The organism is Pseudomonas sp. PvP001, from assembly GCF_040546375.1.
In the GTDB taxonomy this organism is placed as follows: Bacteria; Pseudomonadota; Gammaproteobacteria; order Pseudomonadales; family Pseudomonadaceae; genus Aquipseudomonas; species Aquipseudomonas coleopterorum.
The window spans coordinates 984,682-1,003,688 of record NZ_JBEPNQ010000001.1 but is presented as its reverse complement, the minus strand read 5'-3'; the positions used below and the strand labels follow the sequence as shown (position 1 = coordinate 1,003,688).

The window sequence follows — 19,007 nt, the reverse complement described above, 5'->3', positions numbered from 1 at the left end:
GGGCGGGCAGGCGCCCATCGCAACGGGCACCCGCCAGTCTCGCACGGCAGGCGCTGCGCCGTCAGTGCCGACCATGGTCGCAACCGCTGTCATCCAGTTGGGCGATGGACGGTATAGGGTTATGCTGTGCGCCGACGATGCCGCCGGCCAAGTGCAGGTCATGATTGCCATACAGGGCATCGTTGCCACGCCACACTACCCCCATGCCCAGCCCACCCGGCATCATTCAGGGACAGGATCGATGAGTCAGCAGTCGCAGTTCGCCTTGCTCGGCAAGCGCCGTTTCCTGCCGTTTTTCGTGACCCAGGCCCTGGGTGCCTTCAACGACAACATCTTCAAGCAATCGCTGATCCTGACGATCCTCTACAAGCTCGCCATCGAAGGCGACCGCAGCGTCTGGGTCAATCTCTGCGCGCTGCTGTTCATCCTGCCGTTCTTTCTGTTCTCGGCGCTGGCCGGGCAGTTCGGCGAAAAATTTCCCAAACACCGCTTGATCCGCGCCATCAAGCTGGCCGAGATCGTCATCATGGCGGTGGGCGCGGTGGGGTTCGCATTCGACCACCTGTGGCTGATGCTCGCCGCGCTGTTCGCCATGGGCACCCACTCGGCGCTGTTCGGTCCGGTCAAGTACTCGATCATGCCCCAGGCACTGCGCCCCGAAGAACTGGTCGGGGGCAACGGTCTGGTGGAAATGGGCACATTCCTGGCGATCCTGGCGGGCACCATCGGTGCCGGGGTGATGATGTCGGCCGCCAATCACGCCGGTGTCGTGGCCAGCGCCGTGCTCCTGGTGGCGCTGGCGGGCTATCTCGCCAGCCGTGCCATACCGCCGGTGAGCGCCGCCAATCCGGGGCTGGTCCTGGACTGGAATATCGCCCGGCAGACCTGGGTCACCTTGCGCCTGGGTCTGGGCCAGACCCGGGCGGTCTCACGCTCGCTGATCGGCAATTCATGGTTCTGGTTCGTCGGCGCCATCTACCTGACCCAGATTCCGGCCTACGCCCAGCAGTGGCTGGACGGTGACGAAACCGTGGTCACCCTGATCCTGACCGTGTTCTCCGTGGGCATCGCCCTGGGCTCGATGCTGTGCGAACGGCTGTCCCGGCACAGGGTCGAGATGGGCCTGGTGCCGCTGGGCGCGCTTGGCCTGACACTGTTCGGGCTGCTGCTGTGGTGGCATTCGAGCGGCCACGTGCCAGCGGTGGCGCCTCAGACCTGGATCGGGGCGCTGGGACAGGGTCAGACCTGGTGGGTCTTGCTCGACATTCTCGGCTTGGGCGTCTTCGGCGGCTTCTACATCGTGCCGCTGTACGCGTTGATCCAGTCGCGCACCGCCGCAGACCAGCGCGCCCGAGTGATCGCCGCCAACAACATCCTCAACGCGCTGTTCATGGTGGTGTCGGCGATCCTGTCCATCGTCCTGCTCAGCATGGCCAAACTGACCATCCCCCAGCTGTTTCTGGTGGTGTCGCTGGCCAACCTGGGCGTCAATGCCTACCTCTTCAGCGCTGTGCCCGAGTTCATCTCGCGTTTTCGGCTGTGGCTGCGCGGTCGGTGATCGCCCGGCGCGGGCCGCTGTCGTGGGGTCGATTGGCGGGCTGCCTGCTCGGTGTGTGCCTGATCGTCTCGCAGGGCCTACAGCCGGTGTGCGCCGCAGACGACTATGCCATTGCATCGAGCCGCGCCGCACACGGCCTGATGCTCGACGTCGTCCAGGCCGGTCGGCGGTTGGTTGCCGTAGGTGAGCGTGGGCACATTCTGCATTCGGCAGACCAGGGCCTGACCTGGCAGCAAGCTCGCGTGCCGACCCGACAGCTGCTCACCGCGCTGTACTTCGTCGACGGCCAGCATGGCTGGGCAGTGGGTCATGACGCGGTGATCCTGGCCACCTCCGACGGCGGACTGAGCTGGCGTAAACAGCACGAGGATCCGGACCGTGAAGCACCTCTGCTGGATGTGTGGTTCCAGGATGTCGACGACGGCTTCTCCATCGGTGCCTATGGCCTGGTTCTGCAGACCCGCGATGGCGGGCAGACCTGGAAAGAGGTCAGCGAGCGCCTGCCCAACGACGATCAGTACCACCTCAACGGCATCGCCATGATTCCAGGCGGCGGCCTGTTCGTGGTCGGCGAGCAGGGCAGTCTGTACCGCTCCGCCGATGCTGGCGCGAGCTGGACCGCGGTGCCCAGTCCCTACACCGGCTCCTGGTTCGGCGTGATCGACACCGGACAGCCGCGAACCCTGTTGATCTACGGCCTGCGCGGCAGCCTGTATCGCTCCGAGGATTTCGGCGACAGCTGGCAACCGGTGGAGGTGAGCGACGCCCAGGGCGCGCTGGCGTCCGGCCTGGCCGGGGCGGCGCGGCTGGACAGTGGCGAAATCCTGCTGGTGGGTAACGCTGGCAGCGTCCTGCGCAGTCGTGACCAGGGCCACCGTTTCAGCCTCTACCGCCGAGCCGACCGTCGCGCCTTGGCAGGCGTGACAGCGGCCGGACCGGATCGCTGGGTACTGGCCGGGCAGGGCGGGTTGGAACGCGTCGACGGCGACGGCGCGCCGGTGGCACCGTGACGGGCTCCCAAGGTGATGTGCTTCAGCCTCGGCCGGCGCTCGCCGAGCAGCAGGGGTCGTGGCTCGAACGGCTGATCTTCGATCACCGTCCCGCCGTCATTGCCCTGTGCCTGCTGATCAGTCTCGTGCTGTGCTGGCAGGCCATATTGATCCGCCCGGCCACCAGCTTCGAAAAGATGATCCCGCTCCAGCACCCGTTCATCGAGAACATGCTTGCCCACCGCGACGATCTCGCCCACCTGGGCAACAGCGTGCGCATCGCTGTGCAGGCCACCGACGGGGATATTTTCAGCGCAGCCTACATGGAAACCCTGCGCCAGCTCCACGACGAGGTGTTCTACCTGCCAGGTGTGGACCGTGCCGGCTTGAAGTCGCTCTGGAGCCCCAGCGTGCGATGGACCGAGGTCACCGAGGAGGGCTTCGCCGGCGGCGAGGTGATCCCGCAACGCTACGATGGCACGGCGGCGAGTCTGGAGGCGCTGCGCAGCAACGTGCTGCGCTCGGGGCAGGTCGGCCGCCTGGTGGCCAACGATTTTCGTTCGAGCATCATCGAGGTGCCGCTGCTTGAACGCTATCCTGATCCGCAACGTCCCGGCAGGTTGCTGGCACTCGATTACCAGCAGTTTTCCCATCAGCTAGAAGATCGCATTCGCGAGCAGTTCCAGGCGCGCAATCCGCAGGTCAAGGTGCACATCGTCGGCTTTGCCAAGAAGGTGGGTGATCTGATCGATGGCCTGATGAAAGTGGTCGCGTTCTTCGCCGTGGCCGTGCTCATCACGACGCTTCTGCTCTACGCATTCACCCGCTGCGTGCGCAGCACCGTGGCCGTGTTGACCGCGACCCTGGTGGCCGTGGTCTGGCAATTGGGCCTGATGCACGCGATCGGTTTCGGGATCGATCCGTATTCAATGCTGGTGCCGTTTCTGATCTTCGCCATCGGCATCTCCCACGGGGTGCAGAAGATCAACGGCATCGCCCTGCACGCGAGCACTGCCGATGACGCGCTGACGGCCGCGCGACGGACCTTTCGGCAGCTGTTCCTGCCCGGCATGGTCGCCATCCTGGCCGACGCCGTGGGTTTCATCGCCTTGCTGGTCATCGACATCGGCGTCATCCGCGAGCTGGCAATCGGTGCCTCGATAGGCGTTGCGGTAATCGTCTTCACCAACCTGATCCTGCTGCCCGTGGTGATTTCCTACATCGGCATTCGGCCACGCGCAGTGGCCGACAGTGCGCGCGAGCAGACTTTCTGGCGCGCCTTTTCACGCGTGGCCAGCCCGCGCGTGGCAGCGGTCTCGATCGCCGTGGCATTGCTGGCCGGCGCCGCAGGCCTGTGGTACGGCCAGAACCTGCAGATCGGCGATCTCGATCAGGGCGCGCCCGAACTGCGTCCCGATTCACGCTACAACAGCGACAACCGGTTCATCATCGATCACTACGCGACCCGCGCCGACGTGCTGGTGGTGATGGTCAAGACGCCCGTCGAAGGCTGCTCGACCTACCCGACGATGGCGGCCATCGACGACCTGATGTGGAGCCTGGACAACACCCCCGGGGTGCAGTCGACGGTTTCCCTGGTCAGTGTGGCGCGGCAGACGATCAAGGGCATGAACGAGGGCAACCTCAAGTGGGAAACGCTGAGCCGCAACGCGGCCGTGCTCAACAGTGCCGTCGCACGGGCAGAAGGTCTGTACAACGCCGACTGTTCGCTGGCGCCGATCCTGATCTATCTCGACGATCACAAGGCCCTCACCCTGGAGCGCGTGGTAGACACGGTCGAGGGGTTCGCCGCGGAACATGATCGCGACGACCTGCAGTTCCTGCTGGGCGCCGGCAATGCCGGAGTCGAGGCGGCGACCAATCAGGTGATCCAGGCCCGTGAGCCGCAGGTCCTGATGCTGGTCTATCTGTGCGTCGCGGTCATGTGCCTGCTGATCTTTCGTTCCCTTGCCGCGACCCTTTGCATCGTCCTGCCGCTGATGCTGACGTCGGTGCTGGGCAACGCGTTGATGGCGTTCATGGGGATCGGCGTGAAAGTCGCCACCTTGCCGGTGATCGCTCTGGGAGTGGGTATCGGCGTGGACTACGGCATCTACCTCTACAGTCGTCTGGCCAGCCACCTGCGCGCCGGACTGCCGTTGCAGCAGGCCTACTACCAGACGTTGCGATCCACCGGGCGAGCGGTCCTGTTCACCGGCCTGTGCCTGGCTTGCGGGGTGGTGACCTGGGTGTTCTCGGACATCAAGTTCCAGGCCGACATGGGCCTGATGCTGACCTTCATGCTGCTGTGGAACATGCTTGGCGCCTTGTGGTTGTTACCGGCACTGGCCTGGCTGCTGGTCCGGCCTACAGCGATTCGGCCCGCCCCAGCACCACACTGAGGGCATTGCGCGCGTCGTCCAGCTGGACCAGCGTGGCATGCCGGGCCCCCAAAGCGTCGCGGTTCTCGATGGCGGTGAGGATCGCCTTGTGCCGCGGCAGGGCCAGCTCGTGCAGGTTGGGCCGTTGGTTGGAATGACGCAGGGCCTCGCGCAGCGCCAGCGACAGCATGTTGCACAGGTGTGCGAGCAGGTCGTTGTGGGTGGCGTCGGCGATGCGGCTGTGGAAATCCAGATCGGGCTGCAGCACGTCATCGACCGATCCGGCCGCTTCCATGCGCTGGTAGGCCTCGCCGATCGATGCGACCTCGGCGTCGGTGGCATGCTGGGCGGCCAGCGCCGCTGCTGCCGGTTCGATGATGGTGCGCACGCTGGTCAGCAGGGCGAAGAATTCGTTCTGCGGCGTGCTTTGCATGACCCAATGCAGGACGTCCGGGTCGAGCATGTGCCATTCACGGCGCGGCTTGACCACCGAGCCCACCCGCGGCTTGGAATACACCAGACCCTTGGCCACCAGGACCCGGGTGGCTTCGCGCAGCACCGGGCGGCTGACCGCATACTCTTCACACAGCAGGGCTTCGGCGGGCAGGCGGTCGTCGGGCTTGAAGCGACCGGAGACGATTTGCATCCCCAGTTCCTGGACGATCCGCGAGTGCATGCTTTTGCGATCTGAAGGCTTGCGATAATCCATGGGGCGCTTTCGGTCCTTGGGGCAGGTAATGCGCGATGATAGCACCTGCGCGCCAAGTATTCGGGCGGGGTGTCAGAGCCCTTGTTGCAGGTTCTTGCGCAACGACAGCAGGCTGGCCTGCAAGGCGCGCAACTCCGCGCTGCTGTGGCAACTGGCCTTGACGATGTTCAGCGGCACGGACTCGGCCTGGTCGCGCAGGGCCCGGCCCTGGGGCGTCAGCTCGACGATGACTACGCGTTCGTCATCCTTGCTGCGGGTACGGCTGAGCAGACCTTCGGCTTCCAGGCGTTTGAGCAGGGGCGTCAGCGAGCCGGGGTCGGTCAGCAACCGGGTGCTGATTTCACCCACGGTCATGCCGTCTCGTTCCCACAACACCATCATGGTCAGGTATTGCGGGTAGGTCAGGCCCAGCGCTTGCAGCAGGGGTTTGTACACCTTGGTCATCAACAGCGATGTCGAGTACAACGAGAAGCACAGCTGATTATCCAGCAGCAGGCTGTCGTCCGCGGTGACTGCCCTGTCATGAGTGGATTCGGTGTTCATGCTGATCCTTTTTCCAATGGTGCGAGAGCATTGCGCGAGTCGCCGATGGCAGGGCTGGCGGCTCGCTCGTTCCGTGATGAGGCTGCTGTTGATTTCGAGCTACAAACATCGCCCATAGTTCGTTCGAGGTTGTGCCCGACGTGCATGCCCATCGACGACGGTCACACTGGTAGGATGCACGGCTTGAGGGTGCACCCCGGATAGAGAGAGGCGGTATGTTCGAAACATTGCTCTACATTGCACTGGGTGCGGCGATGGGCACGCTGGGCGGCGTGTTCGGCATCGGCGGCGGCCTGATCGCGATTCCGGCCCTGGGCCTGCTGTTCGGCGTGGACCAGCAACTGGCGCAGGGCACGTCGCTGGTGATGGTGGTGCCCAACGTGCTCCTGGCAATGTGGCGCTATCACCAGCGTCGTCCCATTCCCTGGCGGCACGCCTTGCCCCTGGCCGTGGGTGGTCTGGTCTGCGCCTGGCTCGCCTCCATGCTCGCGTCCGGACTGGACCCGGCATCGATGCGGGTGGGCTTCGTGGCGTTCCTGTTGGCGCTGGTGGTCTACAACATCGCGCAGATGTTCCTGCGGCCGGTCAGTGGCACGGGCGAGATGCGTCATGCCTGGCCATGGCTGGGGGTGCTGGGCGGCTTTTCCGGGGTGATCGGCGGCTTCTTCGGCGTCGGTGGCGCCGTGCTGGCCACGCCGGTGCTGACCAGCGTCTTCGGCACCACCCAGATCATGGCCCAGGGCCTGTCGCTGGCCCTGGCTGCGCCGAGTACCAGCGTGACCCTGCTGACCTACGCGGTGCACGATCACGTCGACTGGGCCATGGGCATACCGATGGCCGTAGGCGGCCTGCTGAGCATCAGCTGGGGCGTGAAGATCGCCTACAGCCTGTCGGAAAAAGTCCTGCGTGGCAGCTTTTGCGTGTTTCTGCTGCTCTGCGCGGTTCTGCTGCTGTTCAAGGTTTAGTGTTCAGGGTCTAGCTCGAATCGACCGCACGGGGTGCCCGGTTTCGGTGGATTAATGCCACAATCGGCGCTTCAATTCGCCGCGACGAGCCCTCAGGTGGAAGATCAAGACACCCTGCAACCCCGCGAACGCACCGAGCACGTACTGGCCGAGGTGCACGATGCCTGGGGCATGATCCGCGTGCTGGAAGTGGCGGACTACCGTTTCCTGGAGTTCGGCGACGCCATCGAGCAGAGCTGCACCTTCACTGCCGACCCCAGCTGGCTGGAGTACGACTACACGCGGGCCATGCTGGTGGGCGCGCTGTGCCATGCGGAACCCGAAAGCGCCCTGTTCCTGGGCCTCGGCGCAGGCACGTTGACCCAGGCCTGCCTCAAGTTCCTGCCACTCGAAGACGTCGAATGCATCGAACTGCGCCCCGACGTGCCCCGGCTGGCCATCGAATACATGGGCCTGGAAGACGATCCCAGGCTGTACATCCGGGTCGGCGACGCGCTGGAATTGCTGCCCAGCGCCGAAACCGCCGACCTGATCTTCGTCGACCTGTATACCGATCACGGTCCGGCGCCCGCGCACTTGGCCTGGCGCTTTCTCGAACAGTGCCAGCAACGCCTGAACCCGCACGGTTGGCTGATCATCAACCAGTGGGCCGGCAACGACGGCAAGCCGCTCGGCGCTGCGTTGCTGCGCGGGCTCTACCAGCGCCACTACTGGGAGTTGCCGGTGAAGGAGGGCAACGTGATCGTGATGGTACCGGCCGATATCGAGCAGCAGCTGGACCTGCCCGGTCTGCGCCAGCGTGCCGAAGCCCTGGCGCCGCAGTTGGGCTATTCCCTGCAGAGCCTGATCGACCTGATCCGCCCGGCGACCTGACACGCCGCGTCGACTCGATGCCCCCTGCTACTGGCCGACGAACACGGCAGGGCGCTGCTGCTGCATCGCCGCCAGGCCCTCGTGGGCGTCCTCGCTGGCGAACAGCCGTCCCGTGGTCGCTGCCAATTGGCGGCTGGCGGCCACTTCGCCGTCGCTGATCGCCAGGCGCGCCGACGCCAGGGTCGCCTGCACGCCCAGCGGCGCCTGCCGGGCAATCCGCTGGGCCAGGGCGAGCGCGTTGGGCAGCAGGTCCTCACTGGCCATGACTTCCTGCACCAGGCCCAGGCGCAGCGCCTCGTGAGCATCGAACTCATCGCCGGTGAGCAGCCAGCGCATCGCATTGCCCCAGCCGGCAATCTGTTGCAGGCGCAAGGTGGCGCCGCCGAACGGGAACAGCCCGCGCTGCACCTCCATCTGGGCAAAGCGGGTATTGCTGGCGCACAGGTTGATGTCGGCTGCGAGCATCAGCTCGATGCCCACGGTGAGGCAGTACCCCTGCGCCGCGACGATGACCGGTTTGCTGACCACCGGCCCGCCGGACACCCGCCAGGGATCGCAGCCGCCGGGCGGCACCTGCCAACCCTGGCTCAGACGCGTGCTCACCGCCGTCAGATCGAGCCCTGCGGTGAAATGCTCACCGTGGCAATACACCAGCGCCACCCGCGCCATCGGCTCGCGCTCGAACGCGCCGTAGGCCAGGCTCAGGGCATCGAGCATGGGCAGGTCGAACGCATTGCGTTTGGCAGGGCGGTCAAGGCCGATGAGCATGACGTGCTCGCGCAGCTCGCAGCTGACCTTGCCGGGGCAGGGGGTGGGCATGACGGCATTCTCCGAAGGTTTTGGATGAAAGGTTTCAGCCGCCGCACCTGCGCAGGCGCCTTCGCTAAAATAGACCGTGATGCCGATTCGCGCAAAGCCCGCGTGGCTCGGCCGTGCATGCGGCACCAAGGTACAAAAAAGTCTCACCTTGCGGCCGTTTTCAGGTATAGTGCGCGCCGGTCTTTAACCAGGCCACGTTTAGGTAGCGCAATCCCCCGAAGACAGCTTCGGCTGCATGTCCGTTCCGCGGACTCTCCCTAACGATTCTTTCATTCAATCGTTTTCGCAAATCCCCGCCGACAAAGCTGCCAGGGTGACTCTCGAGTCTTACAAGGCATGCGCAGCTTTGGAGCATGGGTCTTTGCGGATGCACTTAGAGGCAGACCCATGACCCAGGAAACCGGCGGCTTCGCCGCTCTCGAACTTCATCCGAACATTGTTGCTGCTGTAGTCGCTACCGGCTACGAAGAGCCTTCGGCTATCCAGCAACAATCGATCCCGATCATTCTCGCCGGTCATGACATGATCGGCCAGGCGCAGACAGGCACCGGTAAAACCGCCGCCTTCGCTCTGCCGATCCTGCATCGTATCGACCCGAGCAAGCGCGAGCCGCAAGCCCTGATCCTGGCGCCAACCCGTGAGTTGGCGCTACAAGTAGCCACTGCATTCGAAACCTACGCCAAGCAGATGCCTGGCGTTACCGTAGTGGCCGTGTACGGCGGTGCCCCGATGGGCCCGCAATTGAAAGCCATCCGCAACGGCGCGCAAATCGTCGTCGCTACCCCCGGCCGTCTCTGCGACCACCTGCGTCGCGACGAGAAAGTCCTCGCCACGGTGAACCACCTGGTGCTCGACGAAGCCGACGAAATGCTCAAGCTGGGCTTCATGGATGACCTGGAAGTCATCTTCAAGGCCATGCCCGAGACTCGCCAGACCGTACTGTTCTCGGCAACTTTGCCGCAGTCGATCCGCGCCATCGCCGAGCGTCATCTCAAAGACCCCAAGCACGTCAAGATCCAGACCAAGACTCAGACCGTCACCGCGATCGAGCAGGCTCACCTGCTGGTTCACGCCGACCAGAAGACCTCGGCTGTCCTGCGCCTGCTGGAAGTCGAAGAGTTCGATGCGCTGATCGCATTCGTGCGCACCAAGCAAGCCACCCTCGACCTGGCCAGCGCCCTTGAAGCCAAAGGCTACAAGGCTGCGGCACTCAACGGTGACATCGCCCAGAACCAGCGCGAGCGCGTCATCGACTCGCTCAAGGATGGTCGCCTGGACATCGTCGTCGCCACCGACGTCGCTGCCCGTGGCCTGGACGTACCGCGCATCACTCACGTGTTCAACGTCGACATGCCGTACGACCCCGAGTCCTACGTGCACCGTATCGGCCGTACCGGCCGTGCCGGTCGCGAAGGCCGTGCGCTGCTGCTGGTGACTCCACGTGAGCGCCGCATGCTGCAGGTCATCGAGCGTGTCACCGGCCAGAAGGTCGCTGAAGTTCGCCTGCCAGATGGCCAGGCCGTGCTGGATGCGCGCATTCGCAAGCTGACCAACAGCCTCGCGCCGCTGGTAGGCGATGCCGAAAGCACTCACGGCGAGTTGCTGGACCGCTTGACCGCCGACATCGGTTGCAGCCCGCGTGCCCTGGCCGCGGCCCTGCTGCGCAAGGCCACCAATGGCCAGGCGCTGACCCTGGATGCCGTCAACAAAGAGCAGCCACTGGTTCCGACCAGCGCTCCACGCGAACGCACCAGCGGTGATCGTCCTGACCGTGGTGACCGCGAGCGTCGCGCCCCCATGCCACTGGGTGAAGGCCGCGCACGCTGCCGTACTGCCCTGGGTGCTCGTGACGGCATCGCTGCGAAGAACCTGCTGGGCGCCATCCTCAACGAAGGCGGCCTGGCCCGCGAGGCTATCGGTCGCATTCAGGTGCGTGACAGCTTCAGCCTGGTCGAGCTGCCTGAAGAAGGTCTGGAAGGTCTGCTGAGCAAGTTGAAAGACACCCGCGTCGCTGGCAAGCAGCTGAAGCTGCGTCGCTATCGCGAAGACTGATTGTCTATAGTCTTCAGGCATAAAAAAATCCCCGACTGGTTCGGGGATTTTTTTTGTCTTGATCGCGGCGCGTTCATCGCCAGGTCGAGCGCGCTCCTGTGGGAGCGGGCTCTGCCCGCGAAGCAGGCACCGCCGATCAATCAGTTCTTGGCAGGCGGCACTTGGGTAGCAGGGGTGGTGCCTGGGGCTACGGGCATGCTCGAGTCGGACTTGGTCGCTTCCTGAGCTGCAGCCTTGTTCGATTCAGCAGCCGCTTCGTTGGCCTTGGCGTTTTCCTTGGCGGCATCGTTCATTTTCTCTTGAGCCGAGTCCATTTTTTCCTGCGCTTCCTGACGATGCTCTGCAGCGTCCTGAGCCTTGTCTTCGGATTTCTTGTCGCAAGCAGCCAGACCAAGGGTGGCAGCCAGCATCAGGGAGTAAGCGAGTGTCTTGCGCATGGTGTTTCTCCTTATTGGGTATCTACGAGGCTAAGAGGGTGTGCCCCGGATATAAGTTCCGTCATTGCGGTTATATATAAGTATCGGATCGCAATGAGGTTTTTCCGCAGCCGTGCTGTACCGTTCAAGCACTCGTCCGGTTTTCACGCAGGCCCTGGGTGAAAGAAGCCGTTCACGGGTGCTGGCTCACTCGTCTGCCGACGCCACCCTTGAAATACCGATCGGTGGCCCCATCTCCTTGTCATCCCGCCGCTCATCGGCGGCACCTGCCATCTGATTGGAGTTTGATGACCATGAGTGTGGAAACTCAAAAGGAAACCCTGGGCTTCCAGACCGAGGTGAAGCAGCTGCTGCACCTCATGATCCATTCGCTGTATTCCAACAAGGAAATCTTCCTTCGCGAATTGATCTCGAACGCCTCCGACGCCGTCGACAAGCTGCGTTTCGAAGCACTGGCCAAGCCCGAGCTGCTCGAAGGCGGCGGTGAGCTCAAGATCCGCGTCAGCTTCGACAAGGACGCCAAGACCGTCACCCTCGAAGACAACGGTATCGGCATGAACCGTGACGATGTCGTGACCCACCTGGGCACCATCGCCAAGTCCGGCACTGCTGATTTCATGAAGAACCTCACCGGCGATCAGAAGAAGGACTCGCACCTGATCGGTCAGTTCGGCGTGGGCTTCTACTCGGCCTTCATCGTCGCCGATCAGGTCGACGTCTACAGCCGTCGTGCCGGCACTCCGGCCAGCGAAGGTGTGCACTGGTCGTCCAAGGGTGAAGGCGAGTTCGAAGTCGCCAACGTCGAGAAGACCGAGCGCGGTACTCGTATCGTCCTGCACCTGAAAAGCGCCGAAGACGAATTCGCCGACGGCTACCGTCTGCGCAACATCATCAAGAAGTACTCCGACCACATCGCCCTGCCGATCGAGCTGCCCAAGGAAAGCGCGCCGGCCGAAGGCGAAGAGGCTCCGGCGCAGGAGTGGGAAACCGTCAACCGCGCCAGCGCCCTGTGGACCCGTCCGCGTACCGAGATCAAGGACGAGGAATACCAGGAGTTCTACAAGCACGTCGGTCACGACTACGAAAACCCGCTGAGCTGGAGCCACAACAAGGTCGAAGGCAAGCTGGAATACACCTCGCTGCTGTACGTACCGGCCCGTGCACCGTTCGACCTGTACCAGCGCGAAGCCCCGCGTGGCCTCAAGCTGTACGTACAGCGCGTGTTCGTGATGGATCAGGCCGAGTCCTTCCTGCCGTTGTACCTGCGCTTCATCAAGGGTGTGGTCGACTCCAACGACCTGTCCCTGAACGTGTCGCGTGAGATCCTGCAGAAAGACCCGATCATCGACTCGATGAAAACGGCCCTGACCAAGCGTGTTCTCGACATGCTGGAGAAACTGGCCAAGAACGAGCCCGAGCAATACAAGGGGTTCTGGAAGAACTTTGGCCAGGTCCTCAAGGAAGGCCCTGCCGAAGACTTCGCCAACAAGGAAAAGATCGCCGGCCTGCTGCGCTTCGCTTCCACCAGCGACGACAGCGGCGAGCAGAGCGTCGGCCTGGCCGACTACCTGGCACGGGTCAAGGAAGGTCAGGACAAGATCTACTACCTGTCCGGCGAGTCCTATGCGCAGGTCAAGAACAGTCCGCACTTGGAAGTCTTCCGCAAGAAAGGCATCGAAGTGCTGCTGCTGACCGATCGCATCGACGAGTGGCTGATGAGCTACCTGACCGAATTCGATGGCAAGGGCTTCGTCGACGTTGCCCGTGGCGACCTCGACCTGGGCAAGCTGGACTCCGAGGAGGACAAGAAAGCCCAGGAAGAAATCGCCAAGGACAAGGAAGGCCTGGTCGAGCGCCCTTAAAGCGGCTCTGGGTGATTCCGTCAGCGAAGTGCGGGTTTCCCACCGTCTGACCGATTCGCCCGCAATCCTGGCCATCGGTGAGCAGGACCTGGGCCTGCAGATGCGTCAGATCCTGGAAGCCAGCGGCCAGAAGGTGCCGGATTCCAAGCCGATCTTCGAGTTCAACCCCAACCACCCGCTGATCGCCAAGCTGGACGTGGAGCAGAGCGAAGATCGTTTCGCCGACTTCTCTCACATCCTGTTCGATCAGGCGGCGCTGGCGGCCGGTGACAGCTTGAAAGATCCTGCCGGATACGTGCGGCGGCTGAACAAGCTGCTGGTCGAGTTGTCCGTTTAAGCAGTCCAGGTAAAAGCCCGCTTCGGCGGGCTTTTTCGTTTTCAGTCACGACCTTTTGGGGGTACAAGCATGAGCACATTGACCGTTCAATCCGTGGTCTACCAGATCGACGGGCAGGCGTACGAAAGCCGTCTGGTGTACGACGCCGATATCGTTTCTCCACGTCCGGGGCTGGTGATGGCGCCCAACTGGATGGGTGTCAGCGAGGGTGCCGAGCGCATCGCCCATGCCGTGGCTTCCAAGGGCTATGTGGTGCTGCTGGTGGACTTGTATGGGCAGGGCGTGCGCCCGAGCAACAACGACGAAGCCGCAGCGGCCATGACTCCGCTGAAGAACGACCGTGCCCTGCTGCGCAAGCGCATGCAGGTAGCGTTGCAGCAATTGCACGAGCAGACCCATGCTGCCGTCGATCCCGCTCAGTCCGCAGCCTTCGGTTTCTGCTTCGGCGGTTGCTGTGCTCTGGAGCTGGCACGTACCGGCGCAGCGCTCAAGGCCACCGTGTCGTTCCACGGCACGCTGGACACACCCAATCCGGCCGATGCTCATGACATCAAGGGTTCGGTCCTGGTGCTGCATGGCGACGCCGACCCACTGGTGCCGGCCGAGCAACTGCCTGCGTTCCGTTCCGAAATGAACTCGGCAGGTGTGGACTGGCAGTTGACCAGCTACGGGGGTGCCTACCATTCGTTCACCGACACCGAGGCCAACAACCCAGGTGTGCAGATGTACGATGCCAAGGTCTCGGCGCGGGCTTTCCAGGCCATGCACAACCTGCTCGACGAAGTGTTCCAGGCCTGAGTCAGCAGGTGACCAGGAATGCCTGTTCGCGGCCACTGGCCGCTCCTACGGAAATTGCGTAGGAGCGGTCAGCGGCCGCGAACAACCCCCACCTAAGCCTCCGCCAGATACGTCTCGATATCGATCACCGCGCTGGTCATCAGTTTGTGCACCGGACAGTGATCGGCGACCCGGTCCAGGTCATGGCGCTGTGCTTCCGTCAGATTGCCCAGTAGCGTCAGTTTGACCCGCAGGCTGTACTTGCCGGTCGGCTCCTGACTGTTGTCGCGCTTGACCTCGATGTTCACCCCGGTCAATGGGATGTTTTTGCGCTGCGCATAAAGCTTCAGGGTCAAGGCCTTGCAGGCGCCCAGTGCGGCGTCGAAATAGTCGTGGGGGGAGGGGGCCGAATCTGCGCCACCCAAGGCTTCGAGCAGGTCGGTATGGAATGAGTGGCGGCCATCGATGTCGATGCGGTGGCGAAATCCGTCGCCGGGTTCGGTAGTCACGATGATAGACATGGAGATCCCTTCGTTAGAGTGCACAAACCACACTCTATAGAGGCTTGTGCCGCCAAAGGGGTTCAACTGTCGTCAGCCGACCGACTGCAGGCAAAAAAAACGGCGCCCGCAGGCGCCGTCTTCAAGCAAGGCTATGAGCCTTACTGGCCGGTCCAGCGCTTGAGCACCAAGGTAGCGTTGGTGCCGCCGAAGCCGAAGCTGTTGCTCATCACGGTGTTGATCTCGACGTTTTCCTGAGTAACGGTCTGCACAGGCAGATCGGCCACGGCAGGGTCCAGTTCGTCGATGTTGGCGGAGCCGGCGATGAAATTGCCTTCCATCATCAGCATGCAGTAGATCGCTTCGTGCACGCCAGCGGCGCGCCAGGGAGTGACCGGACAGGCTCTTGGTCGAGCTGATGGCCGGATACTTGCCAGCGAAGACTTCACGCACACCTTTCATCTCGGCTACGTCGCCCACTGGCGTGGAAGTGCCGTGGGTGTTCAGGTAGTCGATCGGGGTGTCGACGGTGGACAGGGCCTGCTGCATGCAGCGGATGGCGCCTTCGCCGCTTGGCGCAACCATGTCGTAGCCATCGGAGGTTGCGCCGTAGCCGACGATCTCGGCGTAGATGTGCGCGCCGCGGGCCAGGGCGTGTTCCAGTTCCTCGACCACCACCATGCCACCGCCACCGGCGATGACGAAGCCGTCACGGTCGCTGTCATAGGCACGCGAAGCTTTCTCGGGCGTGTCGTTGCGCTTGCTGGACAGGGCGCCCATGGCATCGAACAGGAACGACTGGCTCCAGTGCTCCTCTTCACCGCCACCGGCGAACACCACGTCCTGCTTGCCCATCTGGATCTGTTCCATGGCCGTACCGATGCAGTGCGCGCTGGTGGCGCACGCCGAGGCGATGGAGTAGTTCAGGCCCTTGATCTTGAACGGGGTGGCCAGGCAGGCCGACACGGTGCTGCTCATGGTCCGGGTGACACGGTACGGGCCGACGCGCTTCACGCCTTTTTCGCGCAGGATGTCGAGTGCTTCCATCTGGTTCAAGGTGGAGGCGCCGCCCGAACCTGCGATCAGGCCGGTACGAGGATTGGAGACCTGCTCTTCGGTCAGGCCGGAATCCTTGATGGCATCCTGCATGGCCAGGTAGGCGTACGCGGCGGCATGGCCGACGAAGCGGTACACCTTGCGGTCGATCAATTCTTCCAGATTGAGGTCGATGGAGCCGGAAACCTGGCTACGCAGACCCATTTCGGCATATTCCGGGTTGAAGCGGATGCCAGGGCGGCTTGCCCGCAGGTTTGCGGAGACGGTGTCTTTGTCATTGCCCAGGCACGAAACGATGCCCAGACCAGTGATAACAACGCGGCGCATGCGGATAACCCTTAGAAATTTTCGGTGGATGTAAAGACGCCAACCCGAAGGCCGTCGGCGGTGTAGATCTCGCGACCGTCGACACTGACCGAGCCATCGGCGATGGCCATGTTCAGCTTGCCCTTGAGCACGCGCTTGATATGAATGTTGTAGGTGACCTTCTTGGCGGTCGGCAGAACCTGGCCGAAGAACTTCACTTCGCCCGAACCCAGCGCACGGCCGCGGCCCGGCAGGCCTTGCCAGCCCAGGAAGAAACCGACCAGCTGCCACATGGCATCCAGGCCCAGGCAGCCCGGCATCACCGGATCGCCTTCGAAGTGGCAGGCGAAGAACCACAGGTCCGGGGTGATATCCAGCTCGGCGACCAATTCACCCTTGCCGTACTTGCCACCTTCGGCGCTGATATGGGTGATGCGGTCCACCATCAGCATGTTGGGGGCGGGCAATTGCGCGTTACCTGGGCCGAACAGCTCGCCACGACTGCAGCGCAGCAGATCTTCCCGAGTAAAGGCGTTTTGTTTGGTCATGCGAGCTCCTCAATAGTCCCTGGTGGCAGGGGGCAGATCTTCCCGACCGACCAGAAGGATCAAAGCCTGGGTCGGCAGCCTACACATAGACTATTGCGTTGTAGTGAAAGTCACAGCGCAAGCGATACGGAAGTACACTTGTTCACTGAAATTATAATGCCAGACGGCGGGCTTTGTCCGAATGGATGTACAAGACTGCCGCACTTTAACATTTCTTGCCAGCAACGGGCGCTATCTGGAAGGCATCGGGTCGTTATTCACCGGTGCATTTTCAGCTCGTCCAGCGCAGCAGAACCTGTTGCAGGTCTGCACGTTTGAACGGTTTGGCCAGGTAATCGTTCATTCCCGCGTCCAGGCAGGTATCGCGGTCGCCCAGCAAGGCGTTAGCGGTCAGGGCTATGATCGGCAGCTCGGTGCGACCGGGAATCTGGCGGATCTGCCGTGAGGCGCCGTAGCCGTCCAGAACCGGCAGGCGGCAGTCCATCAGCACCGCCGAATAGAGCCGTTCACGCACCTGGCTGACCGCCTCGGCCCCGTCACTCACCACATCGACGTCATAACCCAGGCTGCGCAGCATCGCTTCGATCACGGTCTGGTTGACCGGGTTGTCTTCCACCAGCAGCACGCGGTGACCGGCACCGTCGTCCTGGGCGCAGGTGCTGGGCACCGGTGCCGGACGCGCCAGGCTTTGTTGGCTCAGGGCCAAGGGCATTTCCAGGGTGAACAGCGAACCTTGACCCTCCTGGCTCTGAGCCCGCAACGTACCGCCCATGCGTTCAGCCAGGGTCCGCGCGATCGGCAGGCCCAGACCGGTACCGCCGTAGCGCCGTGAGATCGAACTGTCGGCCTGGGCGAAGGCGACGAACATGCTTTCCAGGCGATCTTCGCCAATGCCGATGCCCGTGTCGCGCACGGTGCAGGTCAGCCAGATCAACTGGTGATCGAGCACCTGCCACTGCACGCCGACGTGTACCCCGCCGTCATCGGTGAACTTCAGCGCATTGCCGATCAGATTGACCAGAATCTGCCGGATGCGGGTCGGATCACCCTCGACCTGCAAGCCCTCGATGCCCTCGGGCAGCGCAAGTTCGAGCACCAGTTTGCGCTGCCGGGCGGTGTGCTGGAAGGCCTGCACGCAACTGGTGATCAGTTCGTGCAGGCCGAAACCGATGTGCTCCAGTTCCATGGCTGCCCGTTCGATGCGGGAGAAATCCAGAATGTCGTTGATGACCTTGAGCAGGTGCTCGGTGGACTCGGTCGCCACTTGGGCGTAATCGCGTTGCTCATCGTTCAGTGCAGTGGTTTCGAGCAACTGCAGCATGCCCAGCACACCGTTCATGGGCGTACGAAGTTCATGGCTCATCATCGCCAGGAAGTCCGACTTGGCGCTGTTGGCGCGCTCGGCTTCTTCACGGGTCTGGATCAGTTGCTGCATGGCCTGATGCTGTTCGTCGCTGGCTTTGGCCAAGGCCCTGGCCAGGTTGTTGATGTGCCCGGCCAGGTGGCCCAGTTCGCTGTCGTCGACGATCGGCAGCGGCGTGTCGAAGCGGCCCTGGCCGATGGCCTTGACCACCCGGCTCATTTCGCTGATCGGCTGGGCCAGGCTGCGTGCCAGGCGCCGGGCCAGCAGATAGGTGAACAGCAGGGCGAACAGCGCCAGCACGCCCGCCTTGAGCACGATCTCCTGCTGGCGCTGACTGAAGGCATCGTCGGACATGCCAACGATGACCCGCCCCAGGTAGTCGCCACTGCTGGCGCTCACCAGGTGCTGCTGCACCTGTGCCCGATGGTCCTCGAGGAACGCGCCGCGGATCTGGATCGGCGCCTGGAACACTTCGACGTGGGCCGAGCGATGCTCATCGCCGACACGCCGTTCGACGTAGGCCAGGCGCTGGTCGGTCTGGTCCTGGATCTCCAGAAAGCGTACATGTGGAGTGGCCAGAGTGGCGCCGAGCAAGCCTTCGAGCACTGCGGCATTGTCGGTGACCACACCGTACTCGGACGCGGGGGCGAGCTGGTTGGCGATCAACTGGCCCGTGTGGTTGAGTTCCTGACGAAGGTCCTGCAGGCGTACGAAGGTGAAGAAGCCGATCAGCAGCAGCGTCAACAGCAGCGCCGGCCCGACGCTGATGATCTGCGTACGCGTATGAATGTCGCGGTTCAGGCGCAACTTCATGTCAGGGCGTGAGGCAATGGGAATATGGCGAGCACGACAGGGCCTGAATCGAGTTGAACAGTCAGGCATGTTAACCGGTCAGAGCGACAATTCCAGTCGTAATGTTGCCGGGGCATGGG

The 19,007-nt window shown here is 63.2% G+C and carries 14 protein-coding genes and 3 pseudogenes; 8 read left to right on the top strand and 9 right to left on the bottom strand.

The window, feature by feature from the left end:
- Positions 1–61 precede the first annotated feature (61 nt).
- Positions 62–205, bottom strand: a complete 144-nt coding sequence (locus ABMD26_RS04535) for a hypothetical protein (protein ID WP_167649264.1) — start codon at positions 203–205, stop codon at positions 62–64.
- A 36-nt stretch (positions 206–241) separates the two neighbouring features.
- Between ABMD26_RS04535 and ABMD26_RS04530 the strand changes: the two are divergent.
- The 3 genes and pseudogenes from ABMD26_RS04530 to ABMD26_RS04520 all read left to right on the top strand — a co-directional run.
- A pseudogene (locus ABMD26_RS04530) lies at positions 242–1,546 on the top strand (MFS transporter); the annotation flags it as partial.
- Between the two features lie 8 nt (positions 1,547–1,554).
- The gene (locus tag ABMD26_RS04525) at positions 1,555–2,568 is read left to right on the top strand and encodes a WD40/YVTN/BNR-like repeat-containing protein (RefSeq protein WP_502948299.1); all 1,014 of its coding nucleotides are present in this window, start codon (positions 1,555–1,557) and stop codon (positions 2,566–2,568) included.
- Positions 2,569–2,585: 17 nt separating this feature from the next.
- Positions 2,586–4,949: an efflux RND transporter permease subunit gene (locus ABMD26_RS04520; protein ID WP_354311795.1), complete on the top strand. Its 2,364-nt coding sequence runs from the start codon at positions 2,586–2,588 to the stop codon at positions 4,947–4,949.
- On the opposite strand, the gene ABMD26_RS04515 is transcribed toward ABMD26_RS04520, so the two are convergent.
- Complete coding sequence (locus ABMD26_RS04515) at positions 4,915–5,637, bottom strand: FadR/GntR family transcriptional regulator (protein WP_122741700.1); 723 nt, start codon at positions 5,635–5,637, stop codon at positions 4,915–4,917. The two genes, ABMD26_RS04520 and ABMD26_RS04515, sit on opposite strands and share 35 nt — an antisense overlap.
- 72 nt (positions 5,638–5,709) lie before the next feature.
- The gene (locus tag ABMD26_RS04510) at positions 5,710–6,180 is read right to left on the bottom strand and encodes a MarR family winged helix-turn-helix transcriptional regulator (protein ID WP_049861021.1); all 471 of its coding nucleotides are present in this window, start codon (positions 6,178–6,180) and stop codon (positions 5,710–5,712) included.
- A gap of 215 nt (positions 6,181–6,395) precedes the next feature.
- On the opposite strand from ABMD26_RS04510, the gene ABMD26_RS04505 reads away from it, so the two are divergent.
- On the top strand, positions 6,396–7,145 hold the full coding sequence (locus tag ABMD26_RS04505; RefSeq protein WP_354308373.1) for a sulfite exporter TauE/SafE family protein: 750 nt from the start codon (positions 6,396–6,398) through the stop codon (positions 7,143–7,145).
- 171 nt (positions 7,146–7,316) lie between these two features.
- Entirely contained in the window at positions 7,317–8,018 is a 702-nt protein-coding gene (locus ABMD26_RS04500) for a spermidine synthase (protein ID WP_056843467.1), read from the top strand.
- A 27-nt stretch (positions 8,019–8,045) separates the two neighbouring features.
- On the opposite strand, the gene ABMD26_RS04495 is transcribed toward ABMD26_RS04500, so the two are convergent.
- Positions 8,046–8,837, bottom strand: a complete 792-nt coding sequence (locus ABMD26_RS04495) for a crotonase/enoyl-CoA hydratase family protein (RefSeq protein WP_122741704.1) — start codon at positions 8,835–8,837, stop codon at positions 8,046–8,048.
- A 387-nt stretch (positions 8,838–9,224) separates the two neighbouring features.
- Between ABMD26_RS04495 and ABMD26_RS04490 the strand changes: the two genes are divergently transcribed.
- Positions 9,225–10,889 carry a DEAD/DEAH box helicase gene (locus ABMD26_RS04490; RefSeq protein WP_056843228.1) on the top strand — a complete coding sequence of 555 codons (1,665 nt, stop codon included), beginning with the start codon at positions 9,225–9,227 and terminating at the stop codon, positions 10,887–10,889.
- A gap of 140 nt (positions 10,890–11,029) precedes the next feature.
- Here ABMD26_RS04490 and ABMD26_RS04485 read toward each other — a convergent pair whose 3' ends face one another.
- The gene (locus tag ABMD26_RS04485; RefSeq protein WP_049861017.1) at positions 11,030–11,326 is read right to left on the bottom strand and encodes a hypothetical protein; all 297 of its coding nucleotides are present in this window, start codon (positions 11,324–11,326) and stop codon (positions 11,030–11,032) included.
- 293 nt (positions 11,327–11,619) lie between these two features.
- Here ABMD26_RS04485 and htpG point away from each other — a divergent pair.
- Positions 11,620–13,525 (top strand): annotated as a pseudogene (htpG, locus tag ABMD26_RS04480) (molecular chaperone HtpG).
- Between the two features lie 69 nt (positions 13,526–13,594).
- Complete coding sequence (locus tag ABMD26_RS04475) at positions 13,595–14,323, top strand: dienelactone hydrolase family protein (protein ID WP_134721500.1); 729 nt, start codon at positions 13,595–13,597, stop codon at positions 14,321–14,323.
- 92 nt (positions 14,324–14,415) lie between these two features.
- On the opposite strand, the gene ABMD26_RS04470 is transcribed toward ABMD26_RS04475, so the two are convergent.
- From ABMD26_RS04470 to ABMD26_RS04455, 4 genes and pseudogenes are all read right to left on the bottom strand, one after another.
- The gene (locus tag ABMD26_RS04470; protein WP_134721499.1) at positions 14,416–14,823 is read right to left on the bottom strand and encodes an OsmC family protein; all 408 of its coding nucleotides are present in this window, start codon (positions 14,821–14,823) and stop codon (positions 14,416–14,418) included.
- 140 nt (positions 14,824–14,963) lie between these two features.
- Positions 14,964–16,185: pseudogene (fabB, locus tag ABMD26_RS04465) on the bottom strand (beta-ketoacyl-ACP synthase I).
- A gap of 11 nt (positions 16,186–16,196) precedes the next feature.
- Positions 16,197–16,712 carry a 3-hydroxyacyl-[acyl-carrier-protein] dehydratase FabA gene (gene fabA, locus ABMD26_RS04460; RefSeq protein ID WP_049861013.1) on the bottom strand — a complete coding sequence of 172 codons (516 nt, stop codon included), beginning with the start codon at positions 16,710–16,712 and terminating at the stop codon, positions 16,197–16,199.
- Between the two features lie 271 nt (positions 16,713–16,983).
- Positions 16,984–18,888, bottom strand: coding sequence for an ATP-binding protein (locus tag ABMD26_RS04455; RefSeq protein ID WP_134721497.1), 1,905 nt, complete (start codon positions 18,886–18,888; stop codon positions 16,984–16,986).
- Between the last annotated feature and the right edge of the window lie 119 nt (positions 18,889–19,007).